Here is a 21,285-nt window from a genome sequence, read left to right as displayed (position 1 = left end):
GTCGCTGTAGGACTTTGAATTCCTGCACGACGCTCAGCCGTCGAGGTCGCGCCGCCGGCAAATCCGCAAAGAAAAACCGGCCTTGCCCTTGCGGGAACAAAGCCGGTTTCATCCTGTCTTCAATGCCGGCCGTTACAGCAAAATGCCTTCATGCGCGTTTTTTGTGACACTATTGTTGACGCTGACGATCGGCTCGCCACTTTTCTTGTCGCGTTCGACCGAAATCTTGTGCCGCGCGCCATTGAGCGTCACTTCGGCCGAGTAGCCGTTCCAGGCTGCCGGCAGCACCGGGCGGATGACCAGCCTGTCGCCCTGCCGGCGAATACCGAGGATGCCCTCGACGCCGACACGGTAGAGCCAGCCGGCAGATCCCGTATACCAGGTCCAGCCGCCACGTCCCGCCAGATCGCCTTCACCGTAGATATCGGCGGCAACGACATAGGGCTCGACGCGATAGTGTTCCGCGGCTTCGCGGTTTTCGGCATGCGAGATCGGATTCAGCATCTGGAAGACCCGCCAGGCCTCTTCCGCCCTGCCCTGTTCGGCAAAGGCCAAGGCGACCCAGGTGGCGGCGTGAGTATATTGCCCGCCATTCTCGCGCACGCCGGGCGGATAGGCCTTGATGTAGCCCGGATCCTGCGACGTCCGCTCGAGCGGCGGTGTGAACAGCCGCACGATGCGCTGGTCGGGATCGACCAGTTCAGCCATGACCGCATCCATCGCCTTCAGCGAACGCTGCTCGTCGCCTTCGCCCGAAAGCACGCTCCAGGACTGAGCGATCGAATCGATCCGGCACTCCAGAGCCTCACTGGTGCCAAGCGGCGTGCCGTCGTCGTAATAGCCGCGACGGTAGTAGTCGCCATCCCAGCCGGCGGTCGCGAGCGCCTTCTTGAGCGCTTCGAGATGCGCCTCCCAGCGCGTGATGCGCGCCTCGTCCTTGCGCTCGCGCGCGAAGGGCAGGAAGCCACGCAGCGTGCCGGCGAGGAACCAGCCGAGCCAGGTGCTCGTGCCTTGCCCCTTCTCGCCGACCCGGTTCATGCCATCGTTCCAGTCGCCGGCAAGGAACAGTGGCAGGCCGTTCTCACCGGTCCGCTTGATCGCAAGATCGAGTGCACGGGCGCAATGCTCGTAGACGTCGCCGACCTCTTCGGAAATCTCCGGCTTGTAGAAGGCGTCGTGCTGCCCCGCTTCGAGCGCCGGGCCAGTGATGAAGGCAAGCTTCTCGGCAAGGAGATCGGACGTGCCGGTCACCGTGCAATAGCGGGTCACGGCATGGGCGAGCCAGACGACGTCGTCGGAGATCATCGTGCGCACGCCGGCGCCTGTTCCCGGCAGCCACCAATGCTGCACGTCGCCTTCGGTAAACTGGCGGGAGGCAGCGTTGAGGATCTGTGCCCGGGCGAGTTCCGGACGATGGATCAGGAACGCCAGCGTATCCTGCAACTGGTCGCGGAAACCGAAGGCACCGCTTGCCTGATAGAAGGCCGAGCGCGCCATGATGCGGCAACCGAGGCTCTGATAGGGCAGCCAGTTGTTGATCATGGCGTTGAAGGCCGGATCCGGCGTTTCCACCTTCACGATGTCGGTGAATTCGCGCCAGAACGTCTTGTTCGCCTCAAGCACCGTGTCGAACGCGGTCTCACGCAGTTCGCCGATGATGGCTCGAACCTGATCGTCCGTATCGGTATCGCCGAGGATGAACGTGACCTGCCGTTCGGCACCGGGCTCGATGGAAATGTCCGTTGCGACCACCGCGCAAGGATCGCCGTCGACATCGACGGAGCCCGAAAGATCGGCACCCGAAGTGACCGCCTGCGGCGCCAGAATGCCGCCGATCGCGCCCAGGAACTCCCGGCGGCTGGCGGTGTAGCCGGCCGCATCGCCGCCATCGACGGCGAAGAAGGCGGATCGGCCGGCAAAATCGATGCTGTAAGGGTTGGTCGCCACCAGCGCCTCGGCCGTCTCGTCCCATTTCGAAAGGACGAAGGGCGCCGAACGGGCACGGTTGTTGCCAAGCACCCACTCGTTGTAGCCGTAGAGCCTCAACTGCCGCGCCGACGCCGCACGGTTGCGGACAGACACGCGGACGAGCTTGGCCGGCAGGTTGCGATGCACCGTCTGGACGACCTCGATCTCAAGGTCGTCCTGGGTGCTGCGGAAGATCGAATAGCCGAGCCCGTGCGCCGTCTCGAAGACGACGGAACGGCGGCGCGAGAGCGCCGCATAGGGCGTGGCGACCGTGCCGCTTGTCATGTCGCGGATGAAGATGGCTTCGCCCGGCCGGTTGACGACCGTATCATTGGTCCAGGGCGTCAGCTGGTAGTCGCGCGAGTTGCGGCTCCAGGAATAGGCCGCACCCTCGGCCGAGATGTGGAAGCCGAAAGCATCATTGGAGATGACATTGATCCACGGCTGCGGCGTCGCTTCGCCGCCGCGCAGGCGCACGACGTATTCGCGACCGCCATCGGCGAAACCGCCGAAGGCGTTCCAGAAGGAAAGGCCATCGCCCTTGATTTCCGCCGGAGCGGCATCCGCGTCCTCCTGCGGCGCTGCCAGCAGCGGGCCTGAGAACTCGGCGCTCTTTTCGGAGCCTTTCACCGGTGCCGGCGAATAGAGCGAGTTGGCGCGGGCGATCTGGTCGGAGATCGTGCCGTTGCGGGCATGGAAGACCGCGCGCGAGGCCGACAGCAAGGTCGACCACGTCTCCGCCTCCATCAGGTCGCGACGCACCGAGAAGATGTGCTGGCGCGGACCGTCCGAGAGACCGCGAAGCCTCAGGTTCTCGCACATGGAGTCGAGCGCGTGCTGCATGTCCTGGGCATAGGACGAGGCGCGCTCGTTGATGATCACGAGATCGGCGGTGATGCCGCGGGCGCGCAGGTATTCCTGGGCGCGCAGCGCCTCCCGGGCGATGCCGAGATCGCCGTCGTCATTGATGCGCAGGCAGAAGATCGGGTAGTCGCCCGAAATCGCCAGCGGCCAGAGCTTCGACTGAGAATCCAGGCCGGCCTGAACCGTCGCCGAATCGGCGCGCAGATGCATGTCCGGATAGACGAGGTAGCGGCCGAGCATCTGGAAGCTTGCCGCTTCCTGCGAGGTCACGCCGACATGGCGCATCTGCACCTGGCTGCGGGTCCAGGCGTGGATGAGCTCCTGGTTGAAGGTCTCCGGATGGCGGTAGCGGTCGATCGCGCGATCGACCTCCTCGCGGCTCGGGGCGGCGATCGTCCAGAAGACGACGCTGACCTTCTTGCCGGCGGGTACGCGCACGACCCGGCGCAGCGACATGATCGGATCGAGCGTGAAACCGTCCGTGCCGGAAAGCACCGCATCCGTATCGAAGGCAGCGGCTTCGGCAAGCGTGCGGCCCGGACCGATGAAGCGGCGACGGTCGGTCTCGGCTTCCGTATGGCGGTCGCTGCCGGCATTGTCAGTGACGAGATGCGCCACTTCCATGTCCGGATCGCCGGAGCTGCGCTTGTTGCGGCTGACGCGGATGACATCGCCGCGGCGGCTGATTTCCGTGCGCAGGAACATCTTCGAAAACGCCGGGTGTGCACTGTCGGCCTCATCGGTCGAAAGCACCGGCTCGGCATAGGAGGTCACTTCGATGAAGCGGTCCTGGGTGCCGGTGTTGAGCAGCATGACCCGGCGCCCTTCGGCATCGTGTTCGGTGGCGACGATGCATTCCACCTCGCTGGTGAGATCACCGACGGTCTTGACGAATTCCGCCTTGTCGTCGCCGAAGCGCGTCAGCATCTTCTCACCGGCCGCGCGTCGCGGCTCCGACGTCGCCGACCACCAGTCGCCGGTCGTCGTATCGCGCAGGAAGATGAAGGTACCGGTACGGTCCTCGACCGGGTCCGGCTTCCAGCGGGTAACCGACTGGCCGTTCCAGCGGGCGTAACCGGCGCCGTTGGCCGTCAGCATCACCGAGTAATGGCCGTTGGAGAGAAACACGGTCTCGCGGTCCTGCGAAAGCGGGTTCTCGATGATGCGGACCTCAGGGCGCAGGAGATCGTCCTGGCCCTTGCCGACCGATTCCGGCTCGCGCTTGGCATTCATGATCGGAATGTCGCGCGGCGCCTTTTCCTGCAGCAGCAGTTCGGCGGCTTCTATCACCGGATCGGCGTGGAACCACTCGCGCAGGCGGCCGTTGAAGACGACGTTGGCGACAGCCGCGATCGACATGCCATGGTGGTGGGCATAGTAGTTGCGAACCACCGCGCACTTCTGGCCCTCAGGCACGCGCGTCGGCGTGAAGTCGACGGCGTCGTGGTAGCCGTATGCGCCGAGCGCGCCGACCTCGCGGAGACGCCCGAGGTTGGCGAGCGCCGACTTCGGATCGTACATGCAGGCGAGGATCGAGGCGTAGGGCGCGATGACCGCGTTCTGGCCGAGACCACGCTTGAGACCGAGCGTCGGCACACCGAAGTTGGTGTACTGATAGGTGAGCTCGTGGTCACGCGCGTTGAAGGCGGCTTCCGAGATGCCCCACGGCGTGCCGAGGCGACGGCCGTGGTTGATCTGTTCCTTCACGACCAGATTGTTGGTCTGGTTGAGGATACCACCCTGACGCTCCTGCATGACCAGCGGCGGCATCAGGTATTCGAACATCGAGCCGGACCAGGAAATCAGCGCACCGCGTGCGCCGATCGGCACGATCGGCCGGCCGAGCTTGTACCAGTGCTCCGTCGGAAGATCGCCCTTGGCGATGGCAAACAGGCTGGTGAGACGGGCTTCCGACGCAAGAAGGTCGTAGCAGGCCTCATCGAGCTCGTTGGCGTTGACGCGGAAGCCGATCGACAGCAGGCGCCGCTCCGGACGGAACAGGAAACCGAAATCCATCGAGAAGGCGATGTCGCGTGCCCGGTCCTTCATCACCAGCAGGCGCTGGCGCAGCGATTCGATTGCGCCGAGATCGAAGACGCCATCGGCGATATGGGCTTCGCAGGTGGTGACGAGCGAGTTGGCCCACTTCGTCACTTCGCTGCTTTGCGGCGTGCGCACCTCATGGTCGAGGTTGACGGTGAGCTTGTGCATGTCGCGCGCCAGAACGGCCAGGTTGATCACGCGGATCGAAGCGAACTCGTGTTCGCGCATAATCGCGGCGAGCGCGTTCTGGAAGCCAACGATGCGTTCTTCGATCAGGCGACGCAACGGACGCACCGTCTTGCGGTCGTCGGGCAGGTCGCGCAGCACTTCCTGAAGTATCGCAGCAACGTCGCCGATACCGGTGAGACTGCCCTGGACATGCGCCGACGGCGCTTCGGCCCAGTCGCGACACATCGACGACACGGCGATCAGATGACCGGCCAGATTGCCGCTGTCGACTGACGAAATGTAGCGCGGCTCCATGGTTTCGAGCGTATTCGTCCGGTACCAGTTGAACAGGTGGCCGCGATATTTCGGCATCCGGTCGATGGTGGCGATCGTCTGCTCCAGCCGGTTGATCGTCTCCTCGAAGCCGATCCAGCCGAAATCGCGCGCCGACATGACGGAGAGCAGGTAGACGCCGATATTCGTCGGCGACGTCCGCTCGGCGAGAACCGGCTGCGGCGTTTCCTGGAAGTTGTCCGGCGGCAGGAAGTGCTGCTCGGCGGTGACGAAGGTCTCGAAGTATCGCCAGGTGCGGCGCGCGATCAGGCGCATCTCGTCGATCGCCTCATCGGAAACGACAAGCTGGTCTTCGGTTTCGGCCGACTGGCTGACGAACCAGGCAACGGCTGGAGACAGGGCCCACAGCAGCGCAAAGGGAATGCCGATGAAGGGCAGGCCGGTGTCGGAAATCGCCGCAAGGGCCAGCGAGATCGCCGACAGCGCCGGCGCAACCCACATGGCGCGGTAATAGTCGCCAATGGTGCCGTGGCCGGCGCTCTGCACCTGCGCGGCCGTGCGCCATTCCAGCATCAGTTTGCCGCTGACAAACGTGCGGTAGAGCGAACGCACGATGGCGTCGCCCATCATCGCCGCATTGTGGGCGATGAAGACGATGCGCAGCGCGACCTGCGCGTTGGCGGCACGGACTTCGTTCAAGACCGCATGCAGGTGCGCTCGGGCAACGATGTCGTTGCGGCGCGGCAGGAGACCGTTGATCAGCGACAGCGTCGGCGCCACGAACAGGCTGAAGATCAGCACGATCTGCCAGATCAGCGCTTCGGTCGGCTCCATGTAGTACCAGCCCATGACCGAGGCGACGAGCCAGGCAAGCGGGATCAGCGAGCGGCGCAGGTTGTCGTACATCTTCCAGCGTCCGAGCATCGACAGCCCGTTCGACAGATTGAAGATATAGGGCAGCAGCTGCCAGTCGCCGCGCGCCCAGCGATGCTGGCGCGACATTTCCACCTCGTAGCGGGTCGGGAAGTCCTCGACGAGTTCGACGTCGGTCACCAGCGCGCAACGCACGTAGGAGCCTTCGAGCAGGTCGTGGCTGAGAACGGCGTTTTCCTGGATGCGCCCCTTCAGCGCCGCCTCGAAGGCGTCGACATGATAGAGGCCCTTGCCGGTGAAGCTGCCTTCGCCGGCAATGTCCTGATAGACGTCCGAAACGGTGAAGACGTAAGGGTCGATGCCGCGGTTGGAGGAGAAGATACGCTGGAAGGCGGAGGCTTCGCTGCCCGTCGTCAGCGACGGCGTGACGCGCGGCTGCAGCAGGCTGTAGCCGGCGATTACGTTCTGCGTTTTCGGATCGACAACCGGACGGTTGATCGGATGGTACATCTTGCCGACGAGCTTCGTCACCGCATCGCGCATCAGGCGCGTGTCGGAATCGAGCGTCATCACGTACTGAACGTTGTCCGGCACCGTGTTGGCGCCCTGCAGGAACGAGGTGTCGCGGTCACCGCGCAAGAGCATGTTCAGCTCGTGCAGCTTGCCGCGCTTGCGCTCCCAGCCCATCCACACGCCTTCCTGCTCGTTATACAGGCGGCGGCGATGCAGCAGGTAGAATCGGGTCTTGCCGTCATAGGCATAACGCGCCGAGAGCTGAGCGATCTCGCGCTTGGCATAATCGAGCACATCGGCGTCGGTGCTCGATTCCTCGTCCTTGCTGTCAGCCCAGTCGCTGACCAGTGCAAAGTAGATCTCACCGCGCGGGTTGGCGAGATAGTGGACCTCGAGATTGCGCACCAGTTCGTCGACGTGATCGCGCTTTGAAATCAGGCACGGCACCGCAACGAGCGTGCGGGCGTCCTCGGGGATCCCGTCGAGGAACTCGTAGCCGACCAGCCGCGACGGTTTGACGAACAGCGTCACCAGCGTGTTGAACAGGCCCATCGCGCCTTCCGAGGCCGGCAGCGCGAAGAGTAGCAGCATGATCAGCTTCGCGCCACTCGGGATCGCCATCGGGCTGACGAAGGAGTAGACGGCGAACATCGCCAGGATGGTCAGAAGGATGTTCGGCCCGGCGATCGCAAACCAATCGAGCCTGCGGCTGAGGCGAATGATGGTCTGCAGCACCGACGGCCGGTAGCTGATCTTCTTTTCCAGAAGCTTGCGTTGCTTGCCGACGAGGAAGGATCCGACATTCGGCTGCTGCAGCGGCGCTTCCGTCTCGGCCGCGACTTCCGCCTCGCGCACCATCTGGATGGCGATTTGCGTCACTTCGAATTCGCTGTGCCCCGAACGGCGCGCCAGCTTTTCGATCGTGTCGCGGTACTTGTTGCGCGACCCGAAATCGAGCGCCGCATAATCGGAGCCTTCACGCAGCGCCGCATCGATCTTGCTGACGCTTTCGAACCAGACGGCCCAGTCGGTGTCGTCGATCTCACGCAGGCTGCGGATGATGTTGCTCATCGTCGCATTGCCGGACGACAGACGGTTCTGCTCGGCGACCAGCGCGCTTTCGACATCGCTGCCGCGCTTCTCGAGCTGATCCTCGATCCAGCCGATCACGGCGCCCGAGGTCTGCGACCCGTCACGCATGCGGTAAAGCAGTTGCGCGACGAAGGTGTTGTCGGCCGCCAGCGCTTCCGATTCCGCAAGCAGCGTGCGCGACTTTTCCGGATCGCTGAGGCGAATGATCTGGTCGGCGACGTCGTTTGCCTTGCGCCGCATGCCGCGCGAGCGTTCGACGCGGATGGCAATCCGCCGCAAATTTTCGATCAGCACGAAGCGCAGGATCGACGGCAAGGCCCAAAGTTCGCCGATCTTGAAGGTCTCGTGCTTCTGGAAGCCCTCGACCATCGCCGTGATGCTTTCGCGCGTCACCGTGCTGTGGGTGTGGGCAGCGTAGAGCCAGGCGAGCGCCATGGTGCGCGGAATCACCGTGCCCGAAACCGAAATCGTCGGGAGCTGGCGATAGAACCGGCGCGGGAAATCGCGCCGCACTTCCTGGATCGCCTCTTCGACGACGTGATGGTTGTCGAGCAGCCATTCGGCGGCCGGCGTGATCGTTGCCCCGGCCTCGACGTCCGCGGCCGTCGCCCGGTAGACGCGCAGGATCTCGTTCTCGTTCTCGCGATGCCGCGGACGGAACTCGAACGGGAAGAAGCCCGGCAGCGAGGAGACACCCTTTGCCGCGAGATCCTCGCCGCATTGCCGGAGGTCCTCCATCGAAAAGAAGGTGGAGCGGATCGAATCGTTGTAATCGATCTGCTTCGCTTCCGGTTCGCGCGGTGAGGTGGGCGGCGTAGTTTGGAGCTGCATGGGTACGGGTTCTGAATCCAACCGGGGTTGATCGGCCCGGCCCTCGTCGGGGTGCCGGGTTGGCTGCGGTCCTGAGAAATCAGGCTGAGCCGGCGCGTTGCTAGACACGGTCATGTGTCCTCCCATCCACCGTCATTTCCCGGGAAACCGGGATCTGGCGGTAACAGGCACCGCCCTCGACTGGGCATCGGAGATCGCAAAGCCGGCGGCGCATTGGTTTTCAAGGCCGCGGTGATGCATGAAAATGGCATTTTTTAGCCGTGGTGCCAACAGCTTGCAAGGATTGCTCATACAAGATCGGACGTTTTGCGCACAGCCGAATCAAGCCGGAACCGGCCGCTGTGCGCGCCCCCAGTGGCACTTCGATACAACTCTTTCAAATGCCCTCTTTCAAGCTTCATCGCGGGTGGCAGACGAGGCGAAACGTGATGGGGCGAGGAAGGTTCCCACGAATTTTCGACAAAAGCACCACAGGTCAGCCCACCTGCTCGGTGATCCACTCGCGAAACGCCAGGCTGATCGGGTTTTCTAGCTTGCCCTCGGGCACGGCGAGGTAATAGCTGTTTTCCGTCTGCATCGGCCGGTCGAGCACGATCTGCAGCGTGCCGGCGGCAATTTCCTGCTCGATCAGGTAGCGTGGCAAAAGAGCAAAGCCGAGCCCGGCGGTCGCCGCCTCGATCACCATGGAAAACTGATCGAAACGGTTGCCGCGATAAGCGCCGCGCCCGTCCATGTCGTTGGCCTCGAACCATTGCGCCCAGAGTTTTGGCCTTGTGGCGAGATGGAGCATCGGCCCCGTGACGATATCTTCAGGGGAGGCAACCGGATGGGTTGCCAGCATGGCGGGACTTGCGGCGGGCACGATGATCTCACTGCAGAGATAGCTGCAGGTCGCGCGCGCCCAGACCGGCTGCCCGTAATGGATAGCCAGATCGAAATTCTGCTCCTCGAAATCGAACGGCGCAGAGCGCGAGGCGATGTTGATCACCGTGTCCGGATGGCGCTTGAGGAAATCGGGAAGACGCGGTACCAGCCAGCGGCTGCCGAAAGTCGGCAATGACGCGATCGAGAGCGTTGAATCCGCCCTGGCAGACGCCATCGCCCGCACCATCAGTTCCTCGGTCTGGTTGAGCAGGCGACGCACCTCCGGCAGAAACTTCTGCCCGGCATCCGACAGGATCACTCGCTGACGCACGCGCTCGAACAAGAGCACCCCGAGCTGGTTTTCGAGATCCTTGATCTGGCGACTGACGGCGCTCTGCGTGAGGTTCAACTCGGCTGCGGCCTGCGTGAAGCTGCCGTGTCGCGCCGCGCATTCGAACGCCTGCAGCGTCGTCACGTCGGGAACCAGTCTTCGGCTCAACTTCATTCCGCCCTCGCATCAACATAGTCAGAAGCAACGCGATCAATGGCCAGTTCGATCGGATATGATCCGAAATGAGAATGACCTTGTCCTTCACCCATAGCGCGAGGCGAGCCCCAGTGAAAGAGAATAGTTTCGTATCCGCCGACGACATCCGCTCGGCCTTTTCCGCAGCCATGTCGGTCATGTACCGCGAAGAGGTGCCGGCCTACGGCACGCTGATGGAGCTGGTCGCCAAGGTCAACGACGATACGCTCGCCGCCGACCCCAAGCTGAAGGAGCGCCTCGACGCGACGGACTCGCTCGACCGCATCTCCGAGGAGCGCCACGGCGCGATTCGGCTCGGCACCCCCGCCGAACTCGCTATGATGCGCCGCGTCTTCGCCGTCATGGGCATGTACCCGGTCGGCTACTACGATCTCTCGACCGCTGGCGTTCCCGTGCATTCGACCGCCTTCCGCCCGGTCGGCGACGCCGCGTTGAAGCGTAATCCGTTCCGCGTCTTCACCTCGCTGCTCCGTCTCGACCTCATCGCCGACGAAACGCTGCGTGCCGAAGCCGAAGTTATTCTGGCCGCGCGCCAGATCTTCACCGCCGGCGCCGTCGAACTCACGGAAAAGGCCGAGCGCGACGGCGGTCTCGACAAGGTGGATGCAGAGCGCTTCGTCTCGGAAGTGCTCGAAACATTTCGTTGGCACGACAAGGCCAATGTCAGCCCCGACATGTACAAGCGCCTGCATGACGCCCATCGCCTGATCGCCGACGTCGTCTCCTTCAAGGGCCCCCACATCAACCACCTGACGCCGCGCACGCTCGACATCGACAAGGTGCAGGCGCTGATGCCGGAATACGCGATTGCCCCGAAGGCCGTCGTCGAGGGCCCGCCGACCCGCAAGTGCCCGATCCTGTTGCGCCAGACCTCGTTCAAGGCGCTCGAAGAGCCGGTTTCCTTCAAGGATGCCGACGGCACCTGGAAGGAAGGCTCGCACACCGCCCGCTTCGGCGAGATCGAACAGCGCGGCATCGCGCTGACACCCAAGGGCCGCGCGCTTTACGACGAACTGCTCGACGCCTCGCGCAAGATCGTCCGCCCGGCGGCCGACGGTTCCAACGCGCGCGAATACGAAGCGGCACTTGCCGGGGCTTTCGAGCCTTTCCCGGACACCTGGGCAGGCATCCGCGAAGCCGGGCTCGGCTACTTCAGCTATTCGCTGACGGAAAAAGGCCGCAAGGCCGGCGTCTCCAGCAAGCACGACATCGAAGCGTTGATCGCCGCTGGCCTCGTCCAGTTCGACGCGATCGTCTATGAAGACTTCCTGCCGGTCAGCGCCGCTGGCATCTTCCAGTCGAACCTCGGCGACGGGGCGCAGCAGGATTTCGTCGCCAGCCCGAACCAGAAGCGCTTCGAGGCCGATCTCGGTGCGACCGTGCTCAACGAGTTCGATCACTATGCCGGTATCGAGCAGGCTTCGATCGAAAGCTGCATTCAGGCCTTGACCGGCGCCATCGCTGCGGAATGATGCTTCCCTGATGATCGACCAACTGCACATCGACGCGCTCACCGACATCCTTGGAGACAAGGGTGTCGTCACGCGTCCGGAAGACCTGGAAGCCTACGAGACCGGCGCGCGCTATGATCGCGGCCGGACGCCGCTCGTGCTGCGGCCGGCGACGACCGAAGAGGTTTCCGCCGCTGTCGCCTATTGCGTCACCAACGGCATCGCGCTGATCCCGCAGTCCGGCAACACCGGCCTCGTCTCCGGCTCGACGCCGGATCAGTCGGGCGACGAAGCCATCCTCAGCCTCGACCGGCTGGCAAAACGCTTCGAACTCGACCTCGACAACCGCTCGGTTCGGCTCGATGCCGGCTTCCGGCTGTCCGATCTCAACCGGCGGCTGGAAGAGCACGGCCTGTTCTTCCCGATCGATCTCGGCGCCGACCCGCGCATCGGCGGCATGATCGCCACCAATACCGGCGGCTCACGCTTCCTGAAATACGGCGACGTGCGCCGAAACACGCTCGGCCTCAAGGTGGTGCTGGCCGACGCGGACGGCACCGTGCTCGACCTGCAATGCGACTTGCGCAAGAACAACACCGGCGTTGACTGGAAGCAGATCTTCGTCGGCACCTCGGGCGCCTTCGGCATCGTCACCGAATGCGTGCTCAACCTCGAGCGCCTGCCGCAGCAGACGGCAACGGCACTGCTGGTTCCGGCGAGCGGCGCCCATGTGATGCCGCTGCTGCGCGCCATGGAAGAACGCCTCGGCGCCTACCTTTCGGCCTTCGAGGGCATGTCGAGCAATGCCGTCAAGGCAGCCTTTGCCCACGTGCCGTCGCTGAAAAACCCGTTCCAGGCTGGCCAAGTCCCTGACTACGTCATCCTCGCCGAGATCAGCCGCACCTGGGCACCGCGCGAAGGCGAACAGTCGCTCGACGCCGTGCTGGAAACGGCGCTGGCCGAAATCTGGGAGATGGACGAGGCACCGCTCGCCGACGCCTTCGTCGGTCCGCCGCACGAAATCTGGGCCCTACGCCACGCGCTGTCTGAGGGCGTCAAGCACCTGGGCAAGCTGATCGCCTTCGATGTCTCCTTCCGCCGGGGTGACATCATGGCCTTCTGCGACCATATGAAGGCCGAAATGCCCTCGAAATTCCCCGACGTGACCGTCTGCGATTTCGGCCATATCGGCGACGGTGGCGTGCACTTCAACCTCGTCGTGCCGAAGAACAGCGACCTTCTCAAGGACGAGACTTTCGAACCCCGGCTACGCGAATGGGTTTTCGCCGTCGCCGTCGAGGAATATCACGGCAGCTTCAGCGCGGAACATGCGATCGGCCGCCGCAATCAGGCCTATTACGACTTTTATACACCAGACAATCTCAAGGACATGGCCGCGGGCCTGAAGACGCTGACCTCGCCAGGAAAGCTCGGCAGTGTGCGTTTCGGATAGGCCAGAGCGGAATGAGGAAAGTGTGTGCGGTCTTCCGCCGACATTTCGCTCCAACGAATGATCTAAACCAATAAAACGGGAGTCAGACCATGAACATCGCAACCAAGAAAGTCGACGTGACCAAGGAAGCCGCCGCGCTTCTCGAAAAGATGGGCGTCGCCAAGGAACTCTACACCGGCGGCGACATGCCTTCCTATAGCCCGGTCACCGGCGAGAAGATCGCGGCCCTCAAGACGGTTTCGGCCGCTGAAGCCGCCGCCAAGATCGACCAGGCGCATGAAGCCTTCAAGGCCTGGCGCCTGGTTCCCGCCCCGAAGCGCGGCGAACTGATCCGCCTGCTCGGCGAAGAACTGCGCGCCTTCAAGGCCGACCTCGGCCGCCTGGTTTCGATCGAAGCCGGCAAGATCACCTCCGAAGGCCTCGGCGAAGTCCAGGAAATGATCGACATCTGCGATTTCGCAGTCGGCCTTTCCCGCCAGCTCTACGGTCTGACGATCGCCACCGAGCGTCCCGGCCACCGCATGATGGAAACCTGGCACCCGCTCGGCGTCGTCGGCGTCATTTCCGCCTTCAACTTCCCGGTCGCCGTCTGGTCGTGGAACACCGCACTGGCGCTCGTCTGCGGCAACTCCGTCGTCTGGAAGCCGTCTGAAAAGACCCCGCTCACGGCGCTTGCCTCGCAGGCGATCTTCGAGCGCGCGCTCGCCCGCTTTGGCGATGCGCCGGCAGGCCTGTCGCAGGTCCTGATCGGTGACCGCACCGTCGGTGAAGTTCTCGTCGACAACCCCAAGGTTCCGCTCGTATCGGCCACCGGCTCGACGCGCATGGGCCGCGACGTCGGTCCGCGCCTCGCCAAGCGCTTCGCCCGCGCCATCCTCGAGCTCGGCGGCAACAATGCCGGCATCGTCTGCCCGTCGGCCGATCTCGACATGGCGCTGCGCGCCATCGCCTTCGGCGCCATGGGCACCGCCGGCCAGCGTTGCACCACCATGCGCCGCCTGTTCGTGCATGAAAGCGTCTACGACCAGCTCGTTCCGCGCCTGAAGAAGGCCTACGGTTCGGTCTCTGTCGGTAACCCGCTCGAAACCACCGCCCTCGTCGGCCCGCTCGTCGACAAGGCTGCCTTCGACGGCATGCAGAAGGCAATCGCCGAAGCCAAGTCGCATGGCGGCACCGTCACTGGCGGCGAGCGCGTCGAGCTCGGTTATGACAACGGCTACTACGCCAAGCCCGCTCTCGTCGAAATGCCCAAGCAGGCCGGACCGGTTCTCGAAGAAACCTTCGCGCCGATCCTCTACGTCATGAAGTACAGCGACTTCGACGCCGTCGTTGCCGATCACAATGCAGTCGCAGCCGGCCTGTCGTCCTCGATCTTCACCCGCGACATGCAGGAATCCGAGCGCTTCCTCGCCGTCGATGGCTCGGATTGCGGTATCGCCAACGTCAACATCGGCACCTCGGGCGCCGAAATCGGTGGCGCCTTCGGCGGTGAGAAGGAAACCGGCGGCGGCCGCGAATCCGGTTCGGACTCGTGGAAGGCCTACATGCGTCGCGCCACGAACACGGTGAACTATTCGAAGGCTCTGCCGCTGGCGCAGGGCGTGTCGTTCGACATCGAATAATCGGCGCACCCAGGTAGGTAGAGACCATGACCATCAACGCAACGGTCAAGGAGGCGGGCTTTGAGCCCGCCTCGCGGATCTCCTCGATCGGAGTGTCCGAAATCCTCAAGATCGGCGCCCGCGCGCAGGCCATGAAGCGCGAAGGCAAGCCGGTCATCATCCTCGGTGCGGGCGAGCCGGATTTCGACACACCCGACTTCGTCAAGGACGCCGCCTGCGAGGCGATCAAGCGCGGAGACACCAAGTACACCGCCCTCGACGGCACGCCGGAACTGAAGAAGGCGATCCGCGAAAAGTTCCAGCGTGAAAACGGCCTTGCCTACGAGCAGGACGAGATCACGGTTTCGACCGGCGCCAAGCAGATCCTGTTCAACGCCATGATGGCGTCGATCAATCCGGGCGACGAGGTTGTCATCCCGACGCCCTACTGGACCTCCTATTCGGATATCGTCCAGATCTGCGAAGGCAAGCCGGTTCTGATCCCCTGCGACGCCTCCTCCGGCTTCCGGCTGACCGCCGACAAGCTCGAGGCCGCAATCACGCCGAAGACGCGCTGGGTGCTTTTGAACTCGCCTTCGAACCCGTCGGGTGCCGCCTACAGCGCGAGCGACTACCGGCCGCTGCTCGACGTGCTCCTCAAGCATCCGCATGTGTGGCTGCTGGTCGACGACATGTACGAGCACATCGTCTATGACGGCTTCCGCTTCGTCACCCCGGCCCAGCTCGAGCCCCGCCTCAAGGACCGCACGCTCACGGTCAACGGCGTTTCCAAGGCCTATGCCATGACCGGCTGGCGCATCGGCTATGCCGGCGGTCCGCGCGACCTGATCAAGGCGATGGCTGTTGTCCAGAGCCAGGCGACCTCCTGCCCCTCCTCCGTCAGCCAGGCCGCTTCGGTTGCCGCGCTGACTGGTCCGCAGGAGTTCCTGAAGGAACGGACCGCCAGCTTCCAGCGCCGCCGCGATCTCGTCGTTACCGGCCTCAATGCCATCGACGGCCTCGATTGCCGCGTCCCGGAAGGTGCCTTCTACACCTTCTCCGGCTGCGCCGGCATGCTCGGCAAGGTCACGCCCTCGGGCAAGGCAATCGCAACGGATACGGACTTCTGCGCCTACCTCCTCGACGACGCCCACGTCGCCGTTGTTCCGGGCTCGGCCTTCGGTCTCTCGCCGTTCTTCCGCATTTCCTATGCGACCTCGGAAGCGGAACTGAAGGAAGCGCTCAAACGCATCGCCGACGCCTGCGCTCGGCTTTCTTGACGAACTCCGGACGGCGCCTCGGCGCCGTCCGCTCCTAGAACGTCGGCGGCGTACAGGCGCTGATCACTTCGCAAGGCACCGGCCCGACGCAGCGGAAACGATGCGGCCGCCGGCTTTCAAAATAATAGGCATCCCCCGGTCCCAGGATCCGCCGCTCATCGTCGACGGTGACCTCGATGCGGCCCGACAATACGATGCCCCCTTCCTCGCCGTCATGCACCAGCGGCACTTTCCCGGTATCGGCGCCCGGCTGATAGACCTCTTTCAGGATCTGCAGGCTGCGGCCGAAGAGGTTTTCGCCGATCTGGCGATAGGAAATCGGCCCCTTGCCGATCTCGACCAGTTCCTCCGCCGCATAGAACGCCTTGCGCGGTCGTTCCGGCTCGAAGGAGAAGAATTCCGCAAGCCCGATTGGAATGCCGTCGAGAATACGCTTCAGCGCACCGACGGAAGGATTGGAGGCGTTCGACTCGATCAGCGAGATCGTCGAATTGGTGACGCCGGCGCGCTTGGCCAGTTCGCGCTGCGACAGATTATGCATCAGGCGGAGATGACGAAGCCGGCTTCCGATATCGACGGTCATATGATCCAAGCCCTTGGTGTTCAGGTTGTTCGAAATAGCGCAAACATACTACAACGGTACAATAAATTTCAATGACTTAATTGACAGCAGAAAAGGACTTGTTTGGCAAATCAAATCATGGCGTCAATCGCCGAACTCAGGAGGATGCCATGAACCAGCACACCAAACCCAACGCCCCCGTTCTCGACAGCTATTGGATGCCGTTTACCGCCAACCGGCAGTTCAAGCAGGCTCCCCGCCTGCTCGCGTCCGCCGAAGGGATGCACTACACCAGCGCCGATGGCCGCACGATCCTCGACGGTACCGCCGGACTCTGGTGTGTGAACGCCGGCCATGGCCGCCGTCAGATCGCCTCGGCCGTCGAGCGCCAGCTGTCGACCATGGATTTCGCCCCGTCGTTCCAGATGGGCCATCCGATTGCCTTCGATTTTGCCGAGCGCCTCGCCGAAATCGCGCCGGGTCCGGAAGGCCAGAAGCTCGACCGCGTCTTCTTCACCGGTTCGGGTTCTGAATCGGTCGACACGGCCCTGAAGATGGCGATCGCCTATCAGCGCGCGATCGGCCAGGGCACCCGCACGCGCCTGATCGGCCGAGAACGCGGCTATCACGGTGTCGGCTTCGGCGGCATTTCGGTCGGTGGCATCCTCAACAACCGCCGCGTCTTCCCGCAGCTTCCTGGCTCCGACCACCTGCGCCACACGCATGACCCCGCGAAGAACGCCTTCGTCAAGGGCCAGCCGGAACACGGCGCCGAGCTTGCCGACGATCTCGAGCGGCTGGTGGCGCTGCATGGCGCCGAAACCATCGCCGCCTGCATCGTCGAGCCGGTCGCCGGCTCAACCGGCGTGCTGATCCCGCCGAAGGGATATCTTGAGCGTCTGCGCGCCATCTGCGACAAGCACGGCATCCTGTTGATCTTCGACGAAGTCATCACCGGCTTCGGCCGCCTCGGCGCCGCCTTTGCCACCGACTTCTTCGGTGTAACCCCGGATATGGTGACGGCGGCCAAGGGTCTCACCAACGGTGCGATCCCGATGGGCGCGGTCTTTGCCAGCCGCAAGGTGCATGACGCGCTGATGCATGGGCCCGAAAACGCGATCGAGCTCTTCCACGGCTACACCTATTCCGGCCATCCGGCCGCCTGCGCTGCCGGTATCGCCACGCTCGACATCTACCGCGACGAGGGCCTCATGACCCGCGCCGTCGAGCTGCAGGACGCCTGGCACGACGCCATGCACTCGCTGAAGGGCCTGCCTTATGTCATCGACATCCGCACGATCGGCCTGATCGCCGGCATCGAGTTGCAGTCGCGCGACGGCGCAATCGGCGCCCGCGCCTACGACGTCTTCGTCGATTGCTTCGAGAAGGGCCTGCTGATCCGCGTCACCGGCGACATCATAGCCTTCTCGCCGCCGCTGATCGCCGAAGAGAAACATTTTGGCGAGATCGTCTCGATCCTCGGCGATGCGCTGAAGCGCGCCAAGTAAGCCCAAGCGACGCACGACAAGGCAACGCCGCCGCCGAAGATCTCGGCGGCGGCGTCTGCATTTCGATTGCACACCTGAATCCGGCTAACGTCTCTACGCGCGAGGCGCGTCCTAACGAATCAACAGCGCCCGGAAATCGTTGACGTTGGTTCCGGTCGGTCCGGGCACGAAGAGATCGCCGCTCACGTCAAAGGCCGACCAGGCGTCGTGCCGGGTAAGATGTAGACGTGGATCGATGCCAGCCGCCCGCATGCGGGCAATGCTCTGCCCATTTGCAAAGGCACCGGCATTGTCTTCGGAGCCGTCGATGCCGTCCGTATCGGCGGCAAGCGCATCGATCCCCGACACGCCGTCGATATCGAGCGCCAGCGACAACAGGAACTCGCTGTTGCGCCCGCCCTTGCCGTGGTCCTTGCCCGAAATCGTCACCGTCGTCTCACCACCGGAAAGCAGTACGACCGGCTTGCCGAACGGCCGGTCTCTCAGCGCCACTTCGCGGGCAAGCGCTGCATGCATGCGACCGATATCGCGCGCTTCACCCTCGATCGCGTCCGAGAGTATATGCGCCTCGATGCCGAGTTCGCGCGCCTTGGCCGCCGCCGCTTCGAGCGAAACGCTTGCCGAAGCAACGACGTGACACTCATGCGCGGCAAACCGCGGATTGTCCGGATCGGGCGCTGCAGCGGCCTCCGAGCGCAGATGCGTCACCACTTGGTCGGGAAGTTCCATGCGATAGCGGGCAACGATCTCCAGCGCCTCGGCCGCCATGCTGCGATCCGGAACGGTCGGCCCCGAAGCGACGAAGGCCGGGTTGTCGCCGGGTACGTCCGAAACGACCAGACTAACGACACGCGCCGGAAAGGCGGCTGCAGCGAGCCGCCCGCCCTTTATCCGCGACACGTGCTTGCGAACGACGTTCATAGCCGAGATCGGCGCGCCGGAGGCAAGCAGCGCCTTGTTGACGGCGATCTCGTCGGCGAGCGTCAAACCCTCAGGCGGCGCCGGGAGCAGGGCCGAGCCGCCACCGGAAATCAGCGCGATGACCAGATCGTCCGCCGTCAAACCGGCCACGGCCTTCAGCAAGGCATCCGAGGCAGCAAGCCCCGCCTCATCCGGCACCGGATGAGCCGACTGCAGCACAGTGATCGTCTCACACTGTTCGATCGGTCCATGACGGGCGACGACCGTTCCGGAGAAGGGATGCTTCCAGAGCTTCTCGAAGGCGGCGGCCATCTGGCTTGCCGCCTTTCCCGCGCCGACGACCACCGTCCGCCCTTTCGGCGGGGCGGGCAGATGCGCCTTGATCGCCTCATAGGGATCGGCGGCTCGAACGGCCGCCTCGAAGAGCTCTGTCAGGAAGGGGCGCGCTGCGATCATCGCTGCCACTCAGCCGGCGATTTCGAGATCGTAGACGAGGATGCCAGCAATACCGCCCTCGGCCGCAGCAACGATCTTGGCGCCGGTCTTGCGGTGCTCCTCGTCTTCCAGATAGGCATCGCGCGCCGCCGCGTCAGTGAAGTCGACGATGAAGCCTTCGGCAAAGCCCTTGTCCATGCCCACTTCCGGGCTGACATTGGCGCCGATATGGGCGGCAAGGAATCCCTGTAGCCGGGCCTTCAGCGCGGCAATCTCCCCGAAGATCACCGCCTTCTCCTCGCTGGAGATTTCGGGGCGGAAGCGAATGAAGACACAATGGCGGATCATGGGGACCTCAACGGATATCGGCGCGGGCGCGCGGGCGGCTGTCGTTGCGTTCGTGGGCGAAGATCGCCGGCGGCAGGGGCTGGCGCTCGCGGATGATGTCGGCGCCCTTCTCCCCCATCATGATCGTCGGCCCGTTGGTGTTGCAAGAGGGAACGCGCGGCATCACCGAGCTGTCGCAGACGCGCAGGCCTTCAAGGCCACGCACCTTGAGATCGAGCCCGACCACCGCCATCGCGTCCGTGCCCATCTTGCAGGTGCCGACGGGGTGATGGTCGGTCTTGGCGTTGGCGCAGCCGTAGTCGAAGAACTGCTCATCGCTGACGACCGAATTGCCCGGCAGGCGCTCCGCCAGCACGAAGGGCTTGAGCGCCGCCTGCTGCATGATCTCGCGGGCGATCTTCAGGCCTTCGATGGACATCCTGCGATCATGCGGATCCTCCCAGTAGTTGGGATCGATCAGCGGCGCTGCCGCCGGATCGGAGGAGGAAAGCCGCACCGTTCCGCGCGAGCGCGGATGCAGATAGGCGGAGTTCAGCGTCACGCCGGCATTCTTCAGCTTTTCGACGCCCGCCTCGATGCCCGAGCCGAGACCGAGATGGAACTGGATATCGGGCGAGCGGGCGTTCGGATCGGCATACCAGAAGCCACCGGTCTCAAACAGCGACGACGCCACCGGGCCCGAGCGGAAGAGTACATATTGCAGGCCGGCCCATAGCGTACGATGGAGTTTTGCGACGCCGTCATAGGTGTGGTCGCCGGTGCATTCGGAAATGACAAAGAGATCGAGGTGATCCTGCAGGTTGCCGCCGACACCCGGTAGGTCATGTTTTACCGCGACACCCACCGATTTCAGGTGATCGGCAGGCCCAATGCCGGACTGCAACAAGAGCTTGGGCGAACCGATGGCGCCGGAAGTTACCAGCACCTCACGCTCCGCCCGGATGATCTCGCTGCCCTTGCCGGTGACGACTTCGACGCCGACGGCACGTGTACCCTCAAGCACGATCCGCGCCACGCGCGCGCCGGTGCGAACCGTCAGATTGCGGCGATCCTTAATCGGCGAAAGATAGGCAAGCGATGCGCTCGAGCGGCGGCGATTGCGCTGGGTGAGTTGATAGAAGCCGACGCCCGCCTGCTGGCGACCGTTGAAATCATGATTGTAGGGAATGCCGAGCTCCTGACCGGCGCGGATATAGGCGTCGCAGATCGGCAGCGCCGCCGTAGGCATCGAGACACCGAGCGGGCCGCCATAGGCGTGATAGTCGTCGGCAAAGCGCTGGTTGTCTTCTGAGCGCTTGAAATAGGGAAGCACGCTGCGATAGTCCCAGCCGGTGCAGCCGTCTTCGGACGCCCAGAGGTCGTAGTCGGCGGCGTTGCCGCGGGTATAGAGCTGGGCATTGATCGACGAGCCACCACCGATGACCTTGGCCTGGGTATAGCGTAGCACCCTGCCCTTCATGTGCTTCTGCGGCACGGTCTCCCAGCCCCAGCTGGCAACGCCCTTGGTCATCTTGGCAAAACCGGCCGGCATATGAAACAGCGGATTCCAGTCGCCGCCACCGGCCTCCAGCAAAAGGACACGGACCGATGGATCCTCGGAGAGGCGATTGGCGAGTACGCAGCCGGCCGGGCCGGCGCCGGTGATGATGTAGTCGTAGCTCATTCCCTG

The 21,285-nt window shown here is 63.9% G+C and carries 11 protein-coding genes; 5 read left to right on the top strand and 6 right to left on the bottom strand.

The features are described from left to right. Positions 1-132 precede the first annotated feature (132 nt). Positions 133-8,760: a cyclic beta-(1,2)-glucan synthase gene (gene ndvB / locus BLU15_RS10110; RefSeq protein WP_090295212.1), complete on the bottom strand. Its 8,628-nt coding sequence runs from the start codon at positions 8,758-8,760 to the stop codon at positions 133-135. A 361-nt stretch (positions 8,761-9,121) separates the two neighbouring features. Further along, a complete protein-coding gene (locus tag BLU15_RS10105; protein WP_034802979.1) occupies positions 9,122-10,015 on the bottom strand; it encodes a LysR family transcriptional regulator in 894 nt (297 codons plus the stop codon). A 113-nt stretch (positions 10,016-10,128) separates the two neighbouring features. On the opposite strand from BLU15_RS10105, the gene BLU15_RS10100 reads away from it, so the two are divergent. The 4 genes from BLU15_RS10100 to BLU15_RS10085 all read left to right on the top strand — a co-directional run bounded on the left by BLU15_RS10100 (position 10,129) and on the right by BLU15_RS10085 (position 15,842). Further along, a complete protein-coding gene (locus BLU15_RS10100; protein ID WP_034802982.1) occupies positions 10,129-11,529 on the top strand; it encodes a 2-oxoadipate dioxygenase/decarboxylase HglS in 1,401 nt (466 codons plus the stop codon). Between the two features lie 10 nt (positions 11,530-11,539). After that, positions 11,540-12,961 (top strand): FAD-binding oxidoreductase, encoded by a 1,422-nt coding sequence (locus BLU15_RS10095; RefSeq protein WP_090295210.1) that lies wholly within the window; start codon positions 11,540-11,542, stop codon positions 12,959-12,961. Positions 12,962-13,050: 89 nt separating this feature from the next. Beyond that, the gene (locus tag BLU15_RS10090) at positions 13,051-14,583 is read left to right on the top strand and encodes an L-piperidine-6-carboxylate dehydrogenase (RefSeq protein WP_090295209.1); all 1,533 of its coding nucleotides are present in this window, start codon (positions 13,051-13,053) and stop codon (positions 14,581-14,583) included. A 26-nt stretch (positions 14,584-14,609) separates the two neighbouring features. Further along, entirely contained in the window at positions 14,610-15,842 is a 1,233-nt protein-coding gene (locus tag BLU15_RS10085; protein ID WP_034802990.1) for a pyridoxal phosphate-dependent aminotransferase, read from the top strand. 34 nt (positions 15,843-15,876) lie between these two features. On the opposite strand, the gene BLU15_RS10080 is transcribed toward BLU15_RS10085, so the two are convergent. Next, on the bottom strand, positions 15,877-16,425 hold the full coding sequence (locus BLU15_RS10080) for a cupin domain-containing protein (protein WP_034802993.1): 549 nt from the start codon (positions 16,423-16,425) through the stop codon (positions 15,877-15,879). Between the two features lie 149 nt (positions 16,426-16,574). Between BLU15_RS10080 and BLU15_RS10075 the strand changes: the two genes are divergently transcribed. Continuing rightward, positions 16,575-17,912, top strand: coding sequence for an omega-aminotransferase AptA (locus tag BLU15_RS10075; RefSeq protein WP_090295207.1), 1,338 nt, complete (start codon positions 16,575-16,577; stop codon positions 17,910-17,912). A gap of 111 nt (positions 17,913-18,023) precedes the next feature. On the opposite strand, the gene BLU15_RS10070 is transcribed toward BLU15_RS10075, so the two are convergent. Genes BLU15_RS10070 through BLU15_RS10060 form a run of 3 tightly spaced genes read right to left on the bottom strand, consistent with a single transcriptional unit; the run spans position 18,024 to position 21,279 of the window. Then, on the bottom strand, positions 18,024-19,289 hold the full coding sequence (locus BLU15_RS10070) for a glycerate kinase type-2 family protein (protein WP_090295442.1): 1,266 nt from the start codon (positions 19,287-19,289) through the stop codon (positions 18,024-18,026). A gap of 9 nt (positions 19,290-19,298) precedes the next feature. Further along, positions 19,299-19,616, bottom strand: coding sequence for a Dabb family protein (locus BLU15_RS10065; protein ID WP_090295206.1), 318 nt, complete (start codon positions 19,614-19,616; stop codon positions 19,299-19,301). A 7-nt stretch (positions 19,617-19,623) separates the two neighbouring features. Then, entirely contained in the window at positions 19,624-21,279 is a 1,656-nt protein-coding gene (locus BLU15_RS10060) for a GMC family oxidoreductase (protein ID WP_034803005.1), read from the bottom strand. Positions 21,280-21,285 lie beyond the last annotated feature (6 nt).

Origin of the sequence: Ensifer sp. YR511 (assembly GCF_900103045.1) — a bacterium.
GTDB lineage: Bacteria > Pseudomonadota > Alphaproteobacteria > Rhizobiales > Rhizobiaceae > Ensifer > Ensifer adhaerens.
Note: the sequence above shows the minus strand (reverse complement) of the source record. Positions and strands in the feature narration are given on the sequence as shown.

Bases quoted from the DNA above. Each gene is read 5' to 3' on its own strand.
- ndvB (WP_090295212.1), bottom strand. From the start codon at position 8,760: ATGACCGTGTCTAGCAACGCGCCGGCTCAGCCTGATTTCTCAGGACCG.
- BLU15_RS10105 (WP_034802979.1), bottom strand. From the start codon at position 10,015: ATGAAGTTGAGCCGAAGACTGGTTCCCGACGTGACGACGCTGCAGGCG.
- BLU15_RS10095 (WP_090295210.1), top strand. From the start codon at position 11,540: ATGATCGACCAACTGCACATCGACGCGCTCACCGACATCCTTGGAGAC.
- BLU15_RS10090 (WP_090295209.1), top strand. From the start codon at position 13,051: ATGAACATCGCAACCAAGAAAGTCGACGTGACCAAGGAAGCCGCCGCG.
- BLU15_RS10085 (WP_034802990.1), top strand. From the start codon at position 14,610: ATGACCATCAACGCAACGGTCAAGGAGGCGGGCTTTGAGCCCGCCTCG.
- BLU15_RS10080 (WP_034802993.1), bottom strand. From the start codon at position 16,425: ATGACCGTCGATATCGGAAGCCGGCTTCGTCATCTCCGCCTGATGCAT.
- BLU15_RS10075 (WP_090295207.1), top strand. From the start codon at position 16,575: ATGAACCAGCACACCAAACCCAACGCCCCCGTTCTCGACAGCTATTGG.
- BLU15_RS10070 (WP_090295442.1), bottom strand. From the start codon at position 19,289: ATGATCGCAGCGCGCCCCTTCCTGACAGAGCTCTTCGAGGCGGCCGTT.
- BLU15_RS10065 (WP_090295206.1), bottom strand. From the start codon at position 19,616: ATGATCCGCCATTGTGTCTTCATTCGCTTCCGCCCCGAAATCTCCAGC.
- BLU15_RS10060 (WP_034803005.1), bottom strand. From the start codon at position 21,279: ATGAGCTACGACTACATCATCACCGGCGCCGGCCCGGCCGGCTGCGTA.